At 68.4% G+C, this 16,852-nt stretch carries 16 protein-coding genes; 9 read left to right on the top strand and 7 right to left on the bottom strand.

Annotation, left to right across the window (positions count from 1 at the left end):
- Positions 1–751 precede the first annotated feature (751 nt).
- Together J4H86_RS24115 and J4H86_RS24110 are read right to left on the bottom strand one after the other, a co-directional pair.
- Positions 752–1,225, bottom strand: coding sequence for a nucleoside deaminase (locus J4H86_RS24115; RefSeq protein WP_236540609.1), 474 nt, complete (start codon positions 1,223–1,225; stop codon positions 752–754).
- 153 nt (positions 1,226–1,378) lie between these two features.
- On the bottom strand, positions 1,379–1,864 hold the full coding sequence (locus tag J4H86_RS24110; protein WP_236540607.1) for a nucleoside deaminase: 486 nt from the start codon (positions 1,862–1,864) through the stop codon (positions 1,379–1,381).
- Positions 1,865–2,008: 144 nt separating this feature from the next.
- On the opposite strand from J4H86_RS24110, the gene J4H86_RS24105 reads away from it, so the two are divergent.
- Positions 2,009–2,353, top strand: coding sequence for an ArsR/SmtB family transcription factor (locus tag J4H86_RS24105; protein ID WP_236540606.1), 345 nt, complete (start codon positions 2,009–2,011; stop codon positions 2,351–2,353).
- A 21-nt stretch (positions 2,354–2,374) separates the two neighbouring features.
- On the opposite strand, the gene J4H86_RS24100 is transcribed toward J4H86_RS24105, so the two are convergent.
- A complete protein-coding gene (locus tag J4H86_RS24100) occupies positions 2,375–2,818 on the bottom strand; it encodes a MarR family winged helix-turn-helix transcriptional regulator (protein ID WP_236540604.1) in 444 nt (147 codons plus the stop codon).
- Between the two features lie 175 nt (positions 2,819–2,993).
- On the opposite strand from J4H86_RS24100, the gene J4H86_RS24095 reads away from it, so the two are divergent.
- Positions 2,994–3,647 (top strand): isochorismatase family protein, encoded by a 654-nt coding sequence (locus J4H86_RS24095; protein ID WP_236540602.1) that lies wholly within the window; start codon positions 2,994–2,996, stop codon positions 3,645–3,647.
- A 9-nt stretch (positions 3,648–3,656) separates the two neighbouring features.
- On the opposite strand, the gene J4H86_RS24090 is transcribed toward J4H86_RS24095, so the two are convergent.
- A complete protein-coding gene (locus J4H86_RS24090; protein ID WP_236540601.1) occupies positions 3,657–4,154 on the bottom strand; it encodes a DUF2690 domain-containing protein in 498 nt (165 codons plus the stop codon).
- 384 nt (positions 4,155–4,538) lie between these two features.
- Here J4H86_RS24090 and J4H86_RS24085 point away from each other — a divergent pair, with 384 nt between their 5' ends.
- Entirely contained in the window at positions 4,539–5,753 is a 1,215-nt protein-coding gene (locus tag J4H86_RS24085; RefSeq protein WP_236540600.1) for an MFS transporter, read from the top strand.
- A 73-nt stretch (positions 5,754–5,826) separates the two neighbouring features.
- Positions 5,827–6,615 (top strand): carbon-nitrogen hydrolase family protein, encoded by a 789-nt coding sequence (locus J4H86_RS24080; RefSeq protein ID WP_236540598.1) that lies wholly within the window; start codon positions 5,827–5,829, stop codon positions 6,613–6,615.
- Positions 6,616–6,717: 102 nt separating this feature from the next.
- On the opposite strand, the gene J4H86_RS24075 is transcribed toward J4H86_RS24080, so the two are convergent.
- On the bottom strand, positions 6,718–7,560 hold the full coding sequence (locus tag J4H86_RS24075) for an NAD(P)H-binding protein (protein WP_236540596.1): 843 nt from the start codon (positions 7,558–7,560) through the stop codon (positions 6,718–6,720).
- Between the two features lie 286 nt (positions 7,561–7,846).
- Between J4H86_RS24075 and J4H86_RS24070 the strand changes: the two genes are divergently transcribed.
- Positions 7,847–11,245, top strand: coding sequence for an AAA domain-containing protein (locus tag J4H86_RS24070; RefSeq protein ID WP_236540594.1), 3,399 nt, complete (start codon positions 7,847–7,849; stop codon positions 11,243–11,245).
- Between the two features lie 222 nt (positions 11,246–11,467).
- A complete protein-coding gene (locus tag J4H86_RS24065; protein WP_236540592.1) occupies positions 11,468–12,274 on the top strand; it encodes a PIG-L family deacetylase in 807 nt (268 codons plus the stop codon).
- Between the two features lie 18 nt (positions 12,275–12,292).
- Here J4H86_RS24065 and J4H86_RS24060 read toward each other — a convergent pair whose 3' ends face one another.
- Positions 12,293–12,712, bottom strand: a complete 420-nt coding sequence (locus tag J4H86_RS24060) for an Imm7 family immunity protein (RefSeq protein ID WP_236540590.1) — start codon at positions 12,710–12,712, stop codon at positions 12,293–12,295.
- Positions 12,713–12,944: 232 nt separating this feature from the next.
- Between J4H86_RS24060 and J4H86_RS24055 the strand changes: the two genes are divergently transcribed.
- Both J4H86_RS24055 and J4H86_RS24050 read left to right on the top strand, forming a co-directional pair.
- Entirely contained in the window at positions 12,945–14,174 is a 1,230-nt protein-coding gene (locus J4H86_RS24055; protein ID WP_269134499.1) for an FAD-dependent oxidoreductase, read from the top strand.
- 146 nt (positions 14,175–14,320) lie between these two features.
- Positions 14,321–15,079 (top strand): hypothetical protein, encoded by a 759-nt coding sequence (locus J4H86_RS24050; RefSeq protein WP_236540586.1) that lies wholly within the window; start codon positions 14,321–14,323, stop codon positions 15,077–15,079.
- A gap of 13 nt (positions 15,080–15,092) precedes the next feature.
- On the opposite strand, the gene J4H86_RS24045 is transcribed toward J4H86_RS24050, so the two are convergent.
- Complete coding sequence (locus tag J4H86_RS24045; RefSeq protein ID WP_236540584.1) at positions 15,093–15,575, bottom strand: GNAT family N-acetyltransferase; 483 nt, start codon at positions 15,573–15,575, stop codon at positions 15,093–15,095.
- 96 nt (positions 15,576–15,671) lie between these two features.
- Between J4H86_RS24045 and J4H86_RS24040 the strand changes: the two genes are divergently transcribed.
- Entirely contained in the window at positions 15,672–16,838 is a 1,167-nt protein-coding gene (locus J4H86_RS24040) for a M20 family metallopeptidase (protein WP_236540582.1), read from the top strand.
- Positions 16,839–16,852: the final 14 nt, after the last annotated feature.

Here is a 16,852-nt window from a genome sequence, read left to right as displayed (position 1 = left end):
GGGCTCCGAGAGCCGGCGTGCGCGCGGAGGCTCGCGACGCGTCTCAGGAAGGGGACCCACATCGACGCCCCACGCGGGCACGCGACGGGCATCCGTGCCCCCTCGCCGCGGCGCGCCAGGAGGTGGGCGATTCTTGCGGCGGTTCCCCGAGCGAATGAGCGCCCCTGGTGGGACACGCTGAGCGCTCGGCCCGGTGGGCCGCCACCTCGCCCCAACGGCGTCGGGCGACGCCGACTCCTGAGGCTCCGTGTCACCATGCCCACCCCCCGGGGCGCCTGGGACGCGCCATCCTGAGCGTCCGAGACACGAACGCTCTCCCTCATCACGGTGCGCACCCACCTCGCCGCTCCACCAACGCCGCCAAGGGGGCGTCCGCGTGAGACAGTCTCACCGGACCACAGAGCGTGCGTTTGTCTGTGTGTTCGCGCGCTCATCCGGCCCCCGGGGAGGCGCGGGCCCCGCCGGCACCGGGCCAGAGCGGCCTGTGCCTATGCGCTCGGTGGGGCAGCACGCGGACGGATCGGGGGCGACGGTCGGAAGGCGGCCCCAGACGGGGCGGTCCGGGTAGGACCGCGCGGCGATGAGGTCCGGGTGAGGCAACGCCCGGAGATCCGTGCGGGCACCTCGTGGGATAAACGTTCGCCACCCAGGAGGCCCGACGACAGCGGTGCTGAGCACCACACCGACCTCGTCGCCCCGAGCCGGGGACATGATTCCGAGCGCCGACAGCAGCGTGGCCTGACGCCGCCGACTAGCGAGCGCCGAGCTGATGGAGGGAACGCAGTTCGTCGGCGAACTCCTCGAACGGCCCGACGACGGGGACACCCGGTGCGACCGCGTTGACGGGAAGCGGTGCGACGGGGCCCTCCGGGAGCCCGATCTCGGCGCGCCAACGCAGCAGCTGCTCGGTGGATCCGGCGTAGACGATCGGCCCGAGTCCGACCCAGGCGTGCGCGGCGGAACACATGGGGCAGTGCTCGCCGGAGGTGTAGACGGTCGCCTCCGCCCGCTCCCGCGGGGACAGGTTGTCCGCCGCCCAGCGGGCCAACTCGAACTCCGGGTGACGTGTCGCGTCGCCGTCGGCGACCCGGTTGCGATCCTCCCTGCGTACCGTCCCCGTCGCGTCCACGAGGATCGACCCGAACGGCTCGTCCCCGGCGTCCAGCGCCTCCGCCGCCAAATCCACGCATCGACGTAGGTGACGCCGGTGGGTTTCCTCCGACATGCGCCCTCCCTCACCCGATTGCGACCACCATCGCACAGTCAGACCGCCCCGCCCGGGCGTGTCCGCCCCCAGGCGCGCCGTCGCCGGAGGCGGACACCCACGTTCGAGGCCAGCACCGCGCACCGAGCGGCCAGGCGTCACCGCCGCCGGGTGCTAGGGAGCCGCGCGGTGCACGAGCTCCCGAAACATGCCGTGGATCTCCGCCTCGAACTCGGGGAACGGTCCACGCACCGCGATGCCGGGAGCGACGTCGTTCACCGCGAGTGGAGCGATCGGGAACGGTGGAACCCCGAGGTCGGAGAGCCACGTGACGATCTGCTGGGTGGAGCTGGCGTACACGATGGGGCCAAGCCCCACCCACGCGTGCGCGGCCGCGCACATGGCGCAGTGCTCGCCGGAGGTGTAGACCGTGGCCGCAGCGCGATCCCGAGGGGAAAGGTTGTCCGCCGCCCATCGGGCGAGCGCGAACTCGGGATGTTGGGTCTCGTCTCCACCGGAGGTTCGGTTGTGGTCCTCTCCACGAACGTTGCCCTCGGCGTCGACGAGCAGCGACCCGAACGGGGCGCTCCCCGTGTCCAGCGCCCCACGGGCCAGGTCCACACAGCGACGCAGGTGACGTACGTCTGACTCTCGGGACATGCGCACTCCTCCGGAGGTCCGGCCTGAACGGCCCATCAAAGAAAGTTCGATGGATATCGAACCATATCGCAGGACCAGTAGATGCCTCACACTGTGTTCGACAGTGCCCGGCCGTCCGTCCATCCAGAGGAGCCCAGAGAACCGATGTCCGCCACGCCACGGTCATTCCCCGAACCCGACGTCGATGACCTGGACGTACGGACTGTCCTGCGCGCGTTGGCCGACGACGCACGACTCCGTATCGTCGACGTCCTCGCCGACGGTGAGTTCCATCCCTGTCACCCCGACGAGTTCGACGTGGGTGTGCGGAAGTCGACGCTGTCGCACCACTTTCGCGTCCTGCGAGAGGCCGGTGTGACCCACAAGGTCGCCGTGGGGCGGGAGCATCACGTTCGACTGCGCCGCGACGACCTCGACCGTAGGTTCCCCGGACTCCTGCCCGCGATCCTCGACGCCGTCGCGGCGAGTCGGGCGAGGCGGGGCACCTGACTCCAGGACGCCAGGAACCTCTCAGCGGGCGTGGTGTGCGACGATTCGCGCCAACAGGTGGACGAGCGTTTCGCGCTCCTCCGGCGTGAGGGGGGCGAGCAGTGTGTCCTGGACGTCGGCGAGGACACGGTCCAGCCGGGCGACGATCTCGGTGCCGGCCGGAGTCAGGGTGACCACGTTGCGGCGACGGTCGGAGGCGTCGGGGGCCCGGCGCACGAGGCCGCGCTCCTCGAGTTCGTTCACCGCGCCGACCACGTCGCTGCGGTCGATGGTGGTTCTGCGGCTCAGCTCGGCCTGACTGGCGGCACCGTGCTCGGCGACGACCGCCATCAGGGCGTAGTGGTATCGACGCAGCCCGGCCGCCCCCAACGCCTCGGCCACGAGCCGTTGGGCCGGTATCGCCGCCTGGTTGATCAGCCAGCTCGGCAGGCCATGCAACCGCTCCGGTGGTTCGCCCTTGTCCATAGCCCACACCGTAGCAATTCGTTGGAGTCACCCACGACATTCGTGTGTGGTCGATGCCCCGAACGAACACGCCGGGTCCGGGGGTCCTGCCGCCCCCGGGCCGCACCCCTGGACCCCGCGACGACAGCCGTTTGAGACCATCGGACGGACACTCTGGCCGATCGGGGGCTCGCTCGTGACAACGCCTGCCTGGACGGTGCGTCCTCAGCGCACCGCACTGCTCGTCATCGACATGCAGAACGACTTCGTCCTCCCTGGCGCGCCGATGGAGGTCCCCGCCGCCCGAGAGACGATCCCCCCGCAACAGCGCATGCTCAGCGTGTGCCGCGAACTGGGCATTTCGGTGATCTACACCCAGCACGTCCTGTACGACGGCTTCGACGTGTCACCCCTGGAGACCGCCTACAACCCGCTGCTGAAGCGGGTCGGCATGCGGGCCGGCACCCCCGGGGTGGACATCGTCGACGCCCTCGCGCCGCGGGACGGCGAAGTCGTCATGCCCAAGCATCGCTACGACGCGTTCCACAACACTCCACTGGAGACCCTGCTGTCCACCGTCGCCGGCCCCGGCCCGGCGGGCGCCGACGCGCCTGGCACCGCCACCGGAACCGTGGACACTGTGGCGATCATCGGCACGGTGACCGAGGTCTGCTGTGAGTCGACGGCGCGCAGCGCGTTCATGCGGGACTACAAGGTGGCGTTCCTGTCTGACGCCACCGGATCCTTGGCACCAGATGCCCAGCGAGCCACGGAGCGGTCCATCGGCACGTTCTTCGGCCGTGTGCTCACGGTGGACGAGTTCTCGGCGGAGGCCCGCGCGGCCCGCTGAGTTCGGTGGTCAACGCCCCGGACAGGCGGACGACCAGAGATTGCGTTCCTGCACCGACTGGCCGTCGACCACGATCCAGCCCTCCGCGCACGTGTCCGCCGCGGAGTAGACCATATCTCCCCCACGGGTACCGGTGGCGCCGGGGTTGGGGGCGTCCCAACAGATGGTGCGATGACGATCGCGGTCGGCGGCACAGATCTCCAACGAGGAGGAGGCACCGGTGAAATCGCGGACACGAACCCAGTTCGTCGAGCACTCTGGCGACCATCGCAGTTCGACCGTGCCAACGCCGGGGACGGTCTGACTGTCGGCGTTACTGACATTAACGTCGCAGCCGGCCTGCACGGGATCCAGCCCGTCACAATTCGTCCCCTGACAGGCCGGTGCGGCCGCGCGTTCGCCCGAGGGGTTGTCGTCGGGCGCGACATCGGCGTCGGCCGGGATCGCCAACGCCACCCACCCCATCACCAGCCCGAATACCAGTACCGCTCCCCTGCGCCTCCCCATCGCCTTCCTCCTCCCGCGCCTCGGCGCGACAATTCGCCGAAACAGAAATAATCAACAACACAATCGAGCGTAAATCATTTCCTCCGAAATCCGCCCATCGTTCGGCATTGAATCAAATTCCCACCAACGCCACAGCGGATCCATGAGTTCCATTTTCCGACCATTCGCAATCTGTCGCATATTTCTCGTTTTCGCATTTGTTGATCAACGGGTGAACCGTGATGCGGAACGCCGTCCCCCGAGGCGGGGCTGAGACCGAACTCACGGCGCTCCACCCCGGTCTCGGGGAATCGGCGCCCCGGGGCTTGGGCGTTGGGCCTAAGGTGCGTGCCCTGGGTCGGGGCGCGTCGTCCACCCTCGTCCCGTCACGTCTTGGAGTGCCCCATGCGCCTCGCGCTGCTCCCGCTAGCGCTCGCCGCCTTCGCCATCGGGACGAGTGAATTCGTGGTCATGGGGGTTCTCCCCGAGCTCTCCGACGGGTTGGCGGTCACGATCCCGGAGGCGGGTCGGTTGATCTCCGCCTACGCGATCGGTGTGGTCGTCGGCGCTCCGGTGCTGACGGCGGCCGCGTCCCGGGTGGAACACAAGCGGCTGCTGCTGTGGCTCCTCGCCATGTTCACCGCCGGCAACGTCGCCTCCACCCTGGCCCCCAACTACGAGGTCCTCATCGCCGCCCGGTTCGTGAGCGGTCTGCCGCACGGCGCGTTCTTCGGGGTCGGCGCCATCGTGGCCGCCGGAATGGTCGCCCACGACCGCAGGGCACGGGCGATCGCGTTGATGATGGCCGGACTCACCGTCTCCAACGTGATCGGCGTCCCGCTGGGCACCCTCGCCGCGCAACAGTTCGGGTGGCGGACGGCCTTCGCGATCGTCGTCGTGATCTCCGCCGCGGCGCTGGTCGCCATCGCGATCGTCGTACCCGCGCAGACGCACGCGCCCCGAGTCGGTGTCGCCGCCGAGACCCGCGCCCTGCTCCGTCCCGCCGTCTGGCTGACGCTGCTCACCGGAGCTGTCGGTTTCGGCGGACTGTTCGCCTTCTACTCCTACGTCGCGCCCATGATGACGGACCTCGCCGGGTTCTCCCCCGCCTCCGTCACCATCATCCTGGCCCTACTCGGCACGGGGATGACGTTGGGGAACTTCCTCGGTGGCCGACTGGCCGACTGGAAGCTCCTGCCCTCGCTGTACGTGTCGATCGCGGTTCTCGCCTGCATGCTCGCGGTGATGTACGTGGCGGTGCACACCGCGGCGTTCGCCGCCGTGATGGCGTTCGTGATCGGTGTGTGCGCGTCGACGCCGATCCCGATGATCCAGACCCGGCTGCTCGACGTGGCTTCCGACGCGCCGACCCTCGCGTCCTCACTGCACCACTCCGCGTTCAACGTCGCCAACGCCAACGGTGCCTGGTTGGGCGGTCTCGCCATCGGCGCCGGGTTCGGGCTCGCCTCCCCCAACCTGGTGGGCGCGGGACTGGCCCTACTCGGCCTCGTCCTCGCCGTCCTGTCCGGTTCCCTGCGCAGTACCCGCCCCCAGGCTCCCGCCGCCCCGAACACCACACCGGAACCCGCCCTCGCCCACACTTCCGGCGGCTCCAATTGACGTGGTTCCCGCGCCTCGGGAGGGCGTTTCGCGCGTTTGCCGGCGTTTCGTCGGCGCCGTAGCCTCGGTGCGCGTGGACAACCCCGCACCTCCCCTCACCCTCGCCGTCGCCCAACCAGCGTGTGTGCCACACGACGTGGCGACCAACGCCGCCGCCCACGCGGTCGCGATCCGTAGCGCCAACGCCAGGGTCGTCGTGTTCCCGGAGCTCTCGCTCACGGGATACGCGCTGGACGCGGCCGCGCTCGCGGCCGACGACGAACGGTTGGCCGTGATCGTGCACGCCTGCGCCGACACCGACGCGATCGCCTTCGCCGGCGCTCCCGTCCGGTCGGAGGATGGCGAGCACATCGCGATACTGCGCTTCGACGCCGTGGGCGTTTCGGTCGCCTACCGCAAGATGCACCCCGACGCCGAGGAGTCGCAACGGTTCCTGCCCGGTGCGGCGCCCGTCGTGCTGACCGTTGGCGGCTGGCGTCTGGGGTTGGCCGTCTGCCGCGACGCCATGAACCCCACTCACTCCGTCGAAACGGGTCAGCTCGGCATGGACGTCTACGTCGCCGGCCTCCTCACCCGCCCCGAACGTCTTCCGGTCCAGGACCGCCGAATGGCGGAGATCGCGCGCACGCAAGGCGTGTGGGTCGCGGCCGCCAGTTACGCGGGCCCCACCGCGCCCTATCCCCGGACCGCGGGCGGCTCCGGTGTCTGGTCCCCCGACGGCAGCGCCGTCCGCACCGGTGCGGAGCCTGGCGCCGTGGTGACCGCCACGGTGCGGGCCCCCGATCCGCCTTCCGCGCCGGCCCCGCGCCACGGCGGCTGGCGCGCGTTCCTGCTTCGCCTCTGGCGTTCTCTCTGGGGATAGGGACGAGCCCGTGGAGGGACTCGCGTCGAGGGCTCGGGGCCGCGCCGAGTGGCGTTCAGGTACACGCGTCCTCGAACGATCGCGACACAGCACGCGCGGCGTCTAGTTCCACGCCCCCTCCTCGGCGGCGGCGCGTATGACCTCGCTGAAGTCGCCGGGCTCACGTCCGAGCACACGCCGTACCCCGTCACTGAGGAGCGCGGTCTCACCGCGGGCGATGCGGCCGAAGAGTTCGGTCATCATCAGGGCCTCCTCCTCTCCTCGCGCGGTGAGGTGGGCCCGATAGTCGTCCTCGGACAGCGATCGGTAGCCGATCGGGCGCCCCACCGCCTTGGCGATCTCTGCCGTGGCGTCCCCGAAGGACAGCAGCCGCGGGCCGGTCACGTCGTAGGTCTGGCCGTGGTGCCCGTCCTCGCTGAGCGCCACAACGGCGACGGCCGCGATGTCCTCGACGTCCACGAAGGGTTGTAGCCCCTCACCGGCGGGCAGGACCAATTCCCCGTCCACGAACTGTCGCCGGAAGAAGTCCCACTCGGAGAGGTTCTGCTGGAACCAGGAGGGCCGGATGATGGTCCACTCCACACCCGAGTTCCGGACCACCGCCTCCGTCTCCGCGACGGCCGCCTCCCCGCCGTTGTCCACGGCACGGGCCGAGAGTTGAACCAGCCGACGCACTCCTGCCTCGGTGGCGGCACGGACGAACGCGCCGAGTTCCCCGGCTGTCCCGGGGCCGAGTTCCGCGAAGCGGTCGACCAGGTACACCGCGTGGATCCCCTCCACCGCCGCGGTCCAGGAGCCGGGGTCGTCCCAGTCGAAGTACGGGGCTTCGCGCCGCGAGCCGACTCGGACCGCGATCCCTTTCTCGCGCAACTGCCGGACGACGCGGCTTCCGGTCTTCCCGGTGCCACCAAGGACGAGAACCTCTCCGCTGCTCACGTTTTCCATGCCCCCAGCCAAGCGCGGCTGCGGCAGACTTTCCATGGGAGAAACGCTTGCCTTCATAAGCGTTCGTCCGCGCGGCCTCTGCTCGGGTGCGTTCTCTCCGCATGGGGATCGGCCGCCGCGGCCCTTTCGAGCCGCGGCGGCCGGTCTCGATGGCGCACTGTCGGCGCTTCCATTCCAATCCCGCCTTCTCGACTCCACCTGCCGATAGATCAAAAAGCCTGACAGGGCAGGCCTTTTGGGATGATAGGAAGTCTGAGTAGCGTGGCATAGGCAGGAGGGGGATGGAGTGACGGTCCCTGCGGGGTCTCCGGTGGACGTCGTCGATTTCTGGCGTGCGGTCGAGTACTTCGAACCAAATACGATTCCGCCACCGACATATCAGGGTCGTCGCCCCAAAGCACCTGTCGTCGATCAGCGGCCCGACAGTCCCTTTCCCTGGCAAGCAGAGCACCGGGCCCAACATGGCTCCGCGCCCGCACCGGGTTCTCAGTGGCGTCACACCGTCTATTGCGGGGTTTTCGACGTCGCGGACGTCCAGCATCTGCTTGAGGAAAAGTTCGGTATCGATGACGAGGACGCCGACGATTACCGTCCGGGACAGAGCGCGCTCGCGGCCTTTCACGTCGACGCGGAAGGACGTGCACTGCTGGAGACCGACGGCGTCTCCAGCAGTGCGTGGGCGGCGGGACGCACCATGGCCGATGGGTATCTTTCCTCTACATGGTTGACCGGGTTCGAAGAGGCCGTGGATCGCTTCCGTGGGGTCTTCGAGTGGCTGGTGACCGAACCCGAGTTCCACGCCAGCGAGACCATCGAAGAACTCCTGGCCCGTACCGACGACGCGCTCGTGGAACTGGACGCGGCAGAGGTGTGGGAGCTCCTAGAGGGCACGCTCGACGAGATTCGCCAGGCGGCCGGCGCCACCCCGCAAGCAACGGGTGCCGTGCCGGAGGCACGTGTCCGCCGCCAGCTGGGAAGCAAGGAGATCGAGGCCTTGCTCCGTCTCGCGATTCGTCTCACCGAGGCCGGGGAGCTCATCGGTGACCCGGTGATCCGAATCGAGAGCAGGCAAATCACCAATCATGTCGCGGAGCAGGAGGAACATCGACAGGACCTCATCCTGCAGGCTCGGGGCGCCGAGCGTGGTGAGTGCGCGCCTCCGAAGGAGAAACCGGAGCCGGTCGAGAGCGCATTCCTCAACAGTTTCATCGTCGGCGACCTCGGACGTGTCGCGCAAGCCGTTCGTCGAGGGGACGCCGGCCCCGCCCTTTTGGACTACCTCACCCCTGAGGAAGACGTCGACATCGCGGCGCGGACCGACGTCCGGGCCGACAGTGACTTTGTGCTTCGCCAGGTTGCTCCGCGAAAGATGCCGCTGGGGCGCTGGCCCGACAGCGACCAGCGACCCCTGGCGTTGAGCCAGCAGGCCGCAGTGAACAGCATCATCGAACAGCTCGGCGACCAAGCCGGAGTTTTCGCCGTCAACGGCCCGCCCGGAACCGGAAAGACGACGCTACTCCGCGAACTCATCGCCCACGTCGTGGTGCAACGCGCGCTTGCCCTCACGCGCCTCGCCGACCCCTCAGACGCGTTCACCTCACACACGGGATGGAAGACGGAGGAGGGAGAGACCCGGATCCACTGGCTTCGTCCCGAACTCGCCGGCCATGAGATCGTTGTCGCCAGCGCGAACAACGGCGCCGTCAACAATGTGACGAGCGAGATCCCCTTGCTGGACGCCATCGACGACCAGTGGCGCGACAAGGTGGACTACTTCGCCGAGATCGGTTCCCGCCTGTTGGACAAACCCGCGTGGGGAACAGCGGCCGCGACGCTCGGCAGTATGCGAAAGCGTAAGAGGTTCGCCCAGTACTTCTGGCGTGGGGGCTGGGGAAGTCGGGAGAACGGACGATACGTTCCGCCACCCGGTGGAATGTTCGAAGTACTCCGGGAGCTCAAGGCCGTCAAGCGCCAAAAGTCGGCACGGATCTCCCGGTGGCGCAAAGCGGTCGAATCGTTCCGCGCGACGGTCCAGCGCGCGCACTCCGAGCGGGAGTCACGGGCGCGCCTCAAAGAAACCGAGCGCCGTTTGCACGACGCCCAGCAGCGTGTCGCCGATGGCCCTGCCTCGATCGAGGCGGCGCGGCAGCGGATGGAGGTCGCGAGCGCGCGGACCGACATGGTTCGCGACACCGTGCTAGACGCGCAGCAGACGGCGGACATCGCCGACGCTGAACTCGCCGAACATCGCACGCGAGAGCCCGGGTTCCTGCGCCAGGTTCGCTCTCTGGGGCGGGAACGCCGTGAATGGACCGCCCGGTGTGAAACGCTGATCGACACCCTGAATAAGGCGGAGAACACTTTCGCCCAAGCCCGCTCGGAGCTGGACGCGGCGTACGCGGAGTTGTATCGGCGCGAGGCGGAGTTGGCGGCTCTCCACGAGGAGCTCGAACGGCAGAATCGGGAGAAGGCGGAGCTAGAGGAGGAGTACCACGACGTACTCCGCGCGTTGGGTGATCACCTGCCGTCAGAGTCGTTTGGCCCACAGGAGGACAGCGCGGATCGGGAGTTGAGTGCGCCCTGGAACGACCCGACGATGGCCCACGCGCGCACTGAGGTCTTCCTTGCCGCCCTCGCACTGCACCGGGAGTTCCTCCATCTTGTTCCCGCCCAGATGAGTAAGAACCTGGAAGCTGTCGTTGGCCTCCTCAAGGGCAACGCTCCCGTGGGTGCTCCCCGCCAGGCATTGCTCGCGGCGTGGCAGAGCCTCTTCTTCGTCGTGCCCGTCATCTCGACGACGTTCGCGTCGTTCTCTCGCCTGTTCGAGCACATCCGGCGCGAAGAGCTCGGCTGGGTGCTCATCGATGAGGCCGGACAGGCCACCCCCCAACAGGCCGTAGGGGCGTTGTGGCGCGCGAAGCGAGCCGTGGCGGTCGGTGACCCACTTCAACTGGAACCCATCTGCACTCTCCCCTTCACCGCGCAACAGGCCCTACGCAACCACCACAAGGTCTCGGAGAAGTGGCTTCCTGCGTGGTCATCGGTCCAGACCCTCACCGACGCCGTGACGCCGTTCGGTACGGAACTGTCGGACACCAACGGCGATCCCATCTGGGTCGGATCACCGCTGCGTGTGCATCGACGCTGCCTTGACCCCATGTTCACGGTGTCCAACCAAGTGGCATACGACGGAATGATGGTCTACGGCACGTCCCGCGTAGATGACAGTCCCCTGTATCCGAGCCTGTGGATTCACGTGTCCAATCCCGACGGCTACAGCGAGGGGCACTGGGTTCCCCGTGAGGGCCAGGCCCTGGAACGGGTTCTGAAGAACCTGCAGGACCAGGGCCAGGACATGGAACAGGTGTTCGTGATCTCACCCTTCCGCGTGGTGGCCCATCGCGCGCGGACCACCGCCCAGAGCTACGGGGTGAACCGGGACAACGCGGGGACCATCCACACGACTCAGGGCAAGGAAGCCGACGTGGTGATTCTGATGCTCGGTGGGGATCCGCGCCGGCCGGGAGCCAAGAAGTGGGCCGCCAAGCGACCAAACCTCATCAACGTGGCCGTGAGTCGAGCCAAGCAGCGCCTGTACGTCATCGGCGACCACCCGGGGTGGGCCGAACAGGAGCACTTCGAGGTACTCGCTGGACACATGAAGGTATGGACAATACCCATGTGACCGGGGCGCCACGATACGAATGCGCCCGAGAACGACGATCACGACACGCGTGGCCCACTCCTGTCTCGTGTCTCGGACCCAGGGGCTGGTTCGGAGAACCGCGCCGCACGCTCCTCCTTCCTCGGAAGAACGACTCCATGTCCTCGGAGGTTTCGGAAATGCCTGTCCTTCCATGGTGGTTGCATCTGGGTGGAGCAGACGCAGACAGACCGGAGTGAGCTGATGGATCTGACCCTGATGGCGGTACACGCGCATCCGGACGACGAGGTGTTGGGCACCGGCGGGACCTTCGCGCACTACGCGGCGCAGGGCGTACGTACCGTGCTGGTGACCTGTACCAATGGTGAGCAGGGGGACGCTCCGGGCGGGATCAAACCGGGTGAGGACGGGCACGACCCGGGAGCCGTCGCGGAGCTGCGACTACGGGAACTGCGCACCTCCACCGACCTGCTCGGGATCGAGCACGTGGAGCTGCTGGGGTACCGGGACTCCGGAATGGAGGGGTGGGACGCCAACAAGGACTCCGCCGCGTTCACCAACGTCGAGGTGGACGTGGCCGCCGACCGCTTGGCGGCGATCATGCGGACCTACCGACCGCAAGTCCTGGTCACCTACGACTCCTTCGGTGGCTACGGGCATCCCGACCACATTCAGGCCCACCGTGTCGCGTTGGCGGCCGCCGAGGCGACGGGAATCCCCCAAAAGACGTACTTCACGGCGATGTCCCGCACCGGAATGCTCCGTACCCTGGACCGGGCTCGCGAGCTCGGGGTCGACCTTGGTTTCGAGCCGCCCGAGGACTTCGGAACTCCCGACGAGGAGATCACCGCGACACTGGACGTCTTGTCCCACGTGGAGGCCAAGCGTAAGGCGCTCGAAGCGCACGCCAGCCAGGCCGAGTCCATCTTCCCGCTGCATTTCCCCCACGAGGTGCTGCAGTTGATGTTCGGCCACGAGTCGTTCGTGCGCCACTCCAGCTCCGTTCCGGTCACCGAACCGGAGATCGACCTCTTCGCCGGACTGCGCTGACACCGCTCCCTCGACGGCTCAGAGGTCGTCGAGGGAGATCTCGTCCTCTATGACGGGAACGCAGGGCGACAGGAACGGGTCGATCCTCTCGGAGACCTCACCGCGCGCCATCACCAACACCCGAAACTCCTCGCGCCGCGCCGGGTGCTCCGCCTCGTCGTCGCGGTAGTAGAGCAGACCGTAGGACCCCGGGGCCCAGGTGGCGATCCACCGAAAGAACTCGAGGTAGCGCTCCGCGCCGCCCCTGTGGTTGTGCCGACCGCCGAGGGTCACCTGGAACATGGCGTTCACCCAGCGCGCGTCGACGAGACAGGAGTCGTCGTCAAGCTCGTCGATCCGGTCCAGGAACCGTTCGTGCGTCTCCGATCCGTTCGGGTTGGGCGGCACGAAACCGACGGTGCTCTCACGCACGCTCACCCACCCGTGAAACTCGATCATCGCGCCAGTCTGTGTCAACGACCGTCGACGCGTCCACAGCATTTGTCCACCACAGATCGGGACCCCCACCTCCACCCACCGGACCTACCGCACGTGGCAGTCGGGGCGCCCCTCACGGTGACCGCCCCGTCACCAACCAGCGCGTGACCGTGGACCCGACGACTGCCGCTCGGTAGTGGTCCCGACACGTAGAGTGGTTATCGCGAATCGAGTGGTGTCTGAGGGAGGACCGATGTCGCGGGCCGGGTGTTGCGTTGTCGGAGGTGGGCCGGCGGGAATGGTCCTGGGGTTGCTGCTGGCCCGCTGCGGAGTGGACGTCACCGTCCTGGAGAAGCACGGCGACTTCCTCCGCGACTTTCGCGGCGACACCGTACATCCGACGACGTTGTCGCTGTTGGAGGACCTCGGCCTGGCACAGCGGTTCGCACGGCTGGCCCAGCGGCGGGTCCACCAGGTGCGCGTTCCCATCGGCGAGGACGGCGGCTTCGTCACTCTGGCCGACTTCACGCGGCTGCGCACCAAGTACAACTACATCGCCATGGTTCCCCAGTGGGACTTCCTCGACCTACTCGCCGACTCCGCACGCGAGGAGGCGTCATTCACCCTGCGCATGAACACCGAAGTCACCGGGTTCCTGGAAGAGGGCGGACGGATCAACGGGGTCCGGTACCGCACACGCGACGGTGAGGTCGGGGAGGTGCGCGCACCACTCACGGTCGCGTGCGACGGGCGGGACTCCGTGGCGCGAACGCTGCCCCAGCTCGATATCCACGACTTCTCGACCCCCATGGACGTCATGTGGTTCCGACTGCCCCGGCACCCGGACGACCCGGAAGGCGGCGTCGGCGCGGTGAGCCGCGGCCAGTTCACCATCCTCATCGACCGTGGTGACTACTACCAGACCGCCGCGATCATCGCCAAGGGCACCGACGCCGAGAATCGGAGCCATCCCATCGACGACTTCAACTCCCGACTGCTGGCCCAGTTCCCCTGGATGTCCGGGCGCCCCCTGGTACAAGCGTGGGACGACGTCAAGCTCCTCGACGTCCAACTGGACCGGATGCGCAGGTGGCACACACCCGGGCTTCTGTGCATCGGCGACGCCGCGCACGCCATGTCGCCGGTGGGCGGGGTCGGCATCAACCTCGCCGTGCAGGACGCGGTCGCCGCGGCCCGCTACCTCGAGGAGCCACTCCGCCGTGGCCTCGTCACCCGCGCCGACGTCGCGGCCGTCCAACGGCGCCGGTGGCCCACCACGGCACTGATCCAAAGTCTCCAACGCGCCGCACACCGTAGGGTCGTCCTCCCCGCGCTTCGGGGCGACATCGACTTCGCCCGTGCCTCCACCCTGCCGCTGCCTCTTCGCCTCACGGAACGCACGCCGTGGGCCCGTCGGATCCCGCCCTATCTGCTCGCCTATGGAGCCCTGCGGGAACACCCGCCCCCCGCCGCCGTTCGGTAAACGCCCAGGGAGGCCCAACGGACGACGACGCGCGCCACTTCTGTCGGAGTCCAAGGTGCCGGATATTGGGGCCGAAACCCGATTCCCACCGGATCTTCCGATCGTCCATGGGACCGTCTCATCGAGGGATCCTTGGGGAGGCACCGATGGGCCAGTGGAACGGGCCGATTCCGCGCAACGTCGCGGTGAACGCGTTCGGTGCCCAGGCGGCGCTGGGGCAGGGGACAGCGACGCTCGGGGCCTTCGTCGGCGCGGTGGTCCTGTACCTCGTCGGGGGAATCTGGATCGACCACCCGCTGGGATTCGCTGTGGTCTGGACAATCCCGACCGACGTCGTGGGCGGATTGGCCGCGACGTGGCCCGTGTTCGTCTGGGCGCTGGTGCTCGCGGTCGTGCCGGGATGTGTGTGGGTCGCGCGCGGGCTTACGACCCCCTTCACTCCACGGGAACACGCGGTGCTGGGACTGTGGGTGAGCGTCAGCAGCGGGCTGTTCGAGGAGCTGCGTTACCGGTGGCTGTTCCTGGTGGGCACCCCCGTGTTCCTCGCTGTGGCCAACCTGGTGACCTTCGGGTTGGTGGAGTGGGTCTACACCGCAGGACTCGTCCCCGTGGCCAACGTCGTCACCCTCGGCATTCTCGAACCGGAGCTCACCACGGGCGGCTGGCTCCTGGGGGCGACGATCGTCTCGGTGAACGCGGGGTTCCGTAAGGCCCATGCCTACCAGGGCGTGTTCGGGTGGCTGAACGCGTGGTTCATCGGGATGGTGTTGTTCTTCGTGCTCTTCAACCACGGTCTGGTGACGGCGGTTGTCGTGCACATCGGCTACGACCTGGTCCTGTTCACGGTCGCCGCGGTCCTCAGCGGGTTCCGGCCGCTCGGGGTGGAGGACCCCGAGGTCACCTGACGCGCGGCCGCCCTCACAGGGTTTTGGCCATACAGCGGCTGGAATCCTTGAACCGGTACGCACCGAACTTGGTGGCGGTCGGCTCGTAGCCGGAGGAGGCGTAGAGCTGGAGGGCCTCGGGCTGCGCGATGCCGGTCTCCAGCACCATGCGCGCGCGGCCGGCGGCGCGGGCGTCGTCCTCCAACAGGGCGAGGATCCGCCGTGCGAGTCCCTGGCCACGGGCGGACGGGATCACGTACATCCTCTTGAGTTCCCCGTCGCCGACCGAGTAGCCCTCCTCGGCGTCCTCCTGGGTCCGCCAGGCGCCCGTCGCCACGGGGACGCCGTCATCGTCGTACGCCAACAGGAAGAGTCCCCGGGGCGGCTCGAACATGGCCGGCTCCAACGGCGTGATGTCGCCGGGGCCCTCGCCGTAGCGCCGGGCGTACTCCTGCTGCACCTCGTCAGTCAGTTTCACGGCGTCCGGTTCGTCCAGACGGGCGGGCACGATGCGCATGTCGGAAATCGTAGGACCCACGAAGCCCGGGGATACGCGTGACCGTGGTGATCCTCTTCACCCCGGCCCACGGCGTCGGGCGGTCGTCTGCCTATCATGAGGCCGGAAACCGCCCCCAGGCATGAGGGAGAACCGCTGGTGGAGCACGAGGCGCGCGACCTTCTGAGCAAGCTGATCGCGGTCAACACCGTCGGGGACGGAGAGAGCGGAGCGGCAGCGGTGGCCGCAGCCGAACTCCACGCCGCCGGTCTCGTCACCAAAACGCTGGACTGGCGCCCCAACCGGAACCAGCTCATCGCGACGACCCCAGGCACGGACGACGGCCCGCCCCTGACCTTCACCGGGCACCTGGACACCGTCCCGGCCAACCCCGATGACTGGAGCAGCGACCCGTGGACCGCCACCGTCAACGGTGACCAACTGGCGGGCCGTGGGGCCAGTGACATGAAGTCGGGTGTCGCGGCGTTCATCGTCGCCCTCGCCCACCATCGACGCCGGCAACACGACTGTCGTCCCGTCCAGCTCGTGCTCACCGCCGCTGAGGAGACGGGGTGTGAGGGAGCGGCCGACATACCCAGCTCCGCCCTACGCCGGGGTGGGTGGCTGCTCGTCGGCGAACCCACCTCGAACCGTCTGGTCCTCGGACACAAGGGCGGGTTGTGGCTGCGGCTGGCCACGCACGGGGTGTCGGCGCACGGCTCCGCCCCGCACCTCGGCCGTAACGCCATCGTCGCCGCCGCCCGGGCCGCGGTCAGCCTGCACGACACCGACGACTGGCCCACCGATTCCCGCTTCGGCCCGGTCACCGCGAACGTCGGAACCATCGCCGGGGGCGCACAGGTCAACGTGGTTCCCGATGCCGCTCAACTGGCCCTGGACCTTCGGCACGGACCGAGCGTCCCCTCCGAGCGCCTCGCCGCCCGCGTCGCCGAGATCGTGGGACCGGACGTGGACATCTCCACGATCGCCCGCCTCTCCCCTGTGGACACACCCACCGACTCCCCCTTCGCACACGCCGTGTCCGACGCCCTCGAGCAGGTCGGTCTTGATCCCACGCCCGCGCCCCCGGCGCGGTTCTTCACCGACGCCTCCGTGCTGACGGAGCTCCTGGGCGCGGAAGGAACCGTCATCTGCGGCCCCGGCGAACCCGAACAGTGCCACGTCGTCGACGAGTGGTGCTCCGTCACCCGCCTTGGCCAGGCCGCCAAGGTCTACTCCGCCCTCCTCGACACGTGGTGCGCCACCGGGATCCCCACGGGCTGACGCAGTCGGCGTGG

This window comes from Spiractinospora alimapuensis (assembly GCF_018437505.1).
In the GTDB taxonomy this organism is placed as follows: domain Bacteria; phylum Actinomycetota; class Actinomycetes; order Streptosporangiales; family Streptosporangiaceae; genus Spiractinospora; species Spiractinospora alimapuensis.
The sequence above is the reverse complement of the archived record's forward strand: the minus strand, read 5'-3'. Positions and strand labels throughout refer to the sequence as shown.

Bases quoted from the DNA above. Each gene is read 5' to 3' on its own strand.
- J4H86_RS24115 (WP_236540609.1), bottom strand. From the start codon at position 1,225: ATGTCGGAGGAAACCCACCGGCGTCACCTACGTCGATGCGTGGATTTG.
- J4H86_RS24110 (WP_236540607.1), bottom strand. From the start codon at position 1,864: ATGTCCCGAGAGTCAGACGTACGTCACCTGCGTCGCTGTGTGGACCTG.
- J4H86_RS24105 (WP_236540606.1), top strand. From the start codon at position 2,009: ATGTCCGCCACGCCACGGTCATTCCCCGAACCCGACGTCGATGACCTG.
- J4H86_RS24100 (WP_236540604.1), bottom strand. From the start codon at position 2,818: ATGGACAAGGGCGAACCACCGGAGCGGTTGCATGGCCTGCCGAGCTGG.
- J4H86_RS24090 (WP_236540601.1), bottom strand. From the start codon at position 4,154: ATGGGGAGGCGCAGGGGAGCGGTACTGGTATTCGGGCTGGTGATGGGG.
- J4H86_RS24085 (WP_236540600.1), top strand. From the start codon at position 4,539: ATGCGCCTCGCGCTGCTCCCGCTAGCGCTCGCCGCCTTCGCCATCGGG.
- J4H86_RS24075 (WP_236540596.1), bottom strand. From the start codon at position 7,560: ATGGAAAACGTGAGCAGCGGAGAGGTTCTCGTCCTTGGTGGCACCGGG.
- J4H86_RS24065 (WP_236540592.1), top strand. From the start codon at position 11,468: ATGGATCTGACCCTGATGGCGGTACACGCGCATCCGGACGACGAGGTG.
- J4H86_RS24060 (WP_236540590.1), bottom strand. From the start codon at position 12,712: ATGATCGAGTTTCACGGGTGGGTGAGCGTGCGTGAGAGCACCGTCGGT.
- J4H86_RS24055 (WP_269134499.1), top strand. From the start codon at position 12,945: ATGTCGCGGGCCGGGTGTTGCGTTGTCGGAGGTGGGCCGGCGGGAATG.
- J4H86_RS24050 (WP_236540586.1), top strand. From the start codon at position 14,321: ATGGGCCAGTGGAACGGGCCGATTCCGCGCAACGTCGCGGTGAACGCG.
- J4H86_RS24045 (WP_236540584.1), bottom strand. From the start codon at position 15,575: ATGCGCATCGTGCCCGCCCGTCTGGACGAACCGGACGCCGTGAAACTG.
- J4H86_RS24040 (WP_236540582.1), top strand. From the start codon at position 15,672: ATGAGGCCGGAAACCGCCCCCAGGCATGAGGGAGAACCGCTGGTGGAG.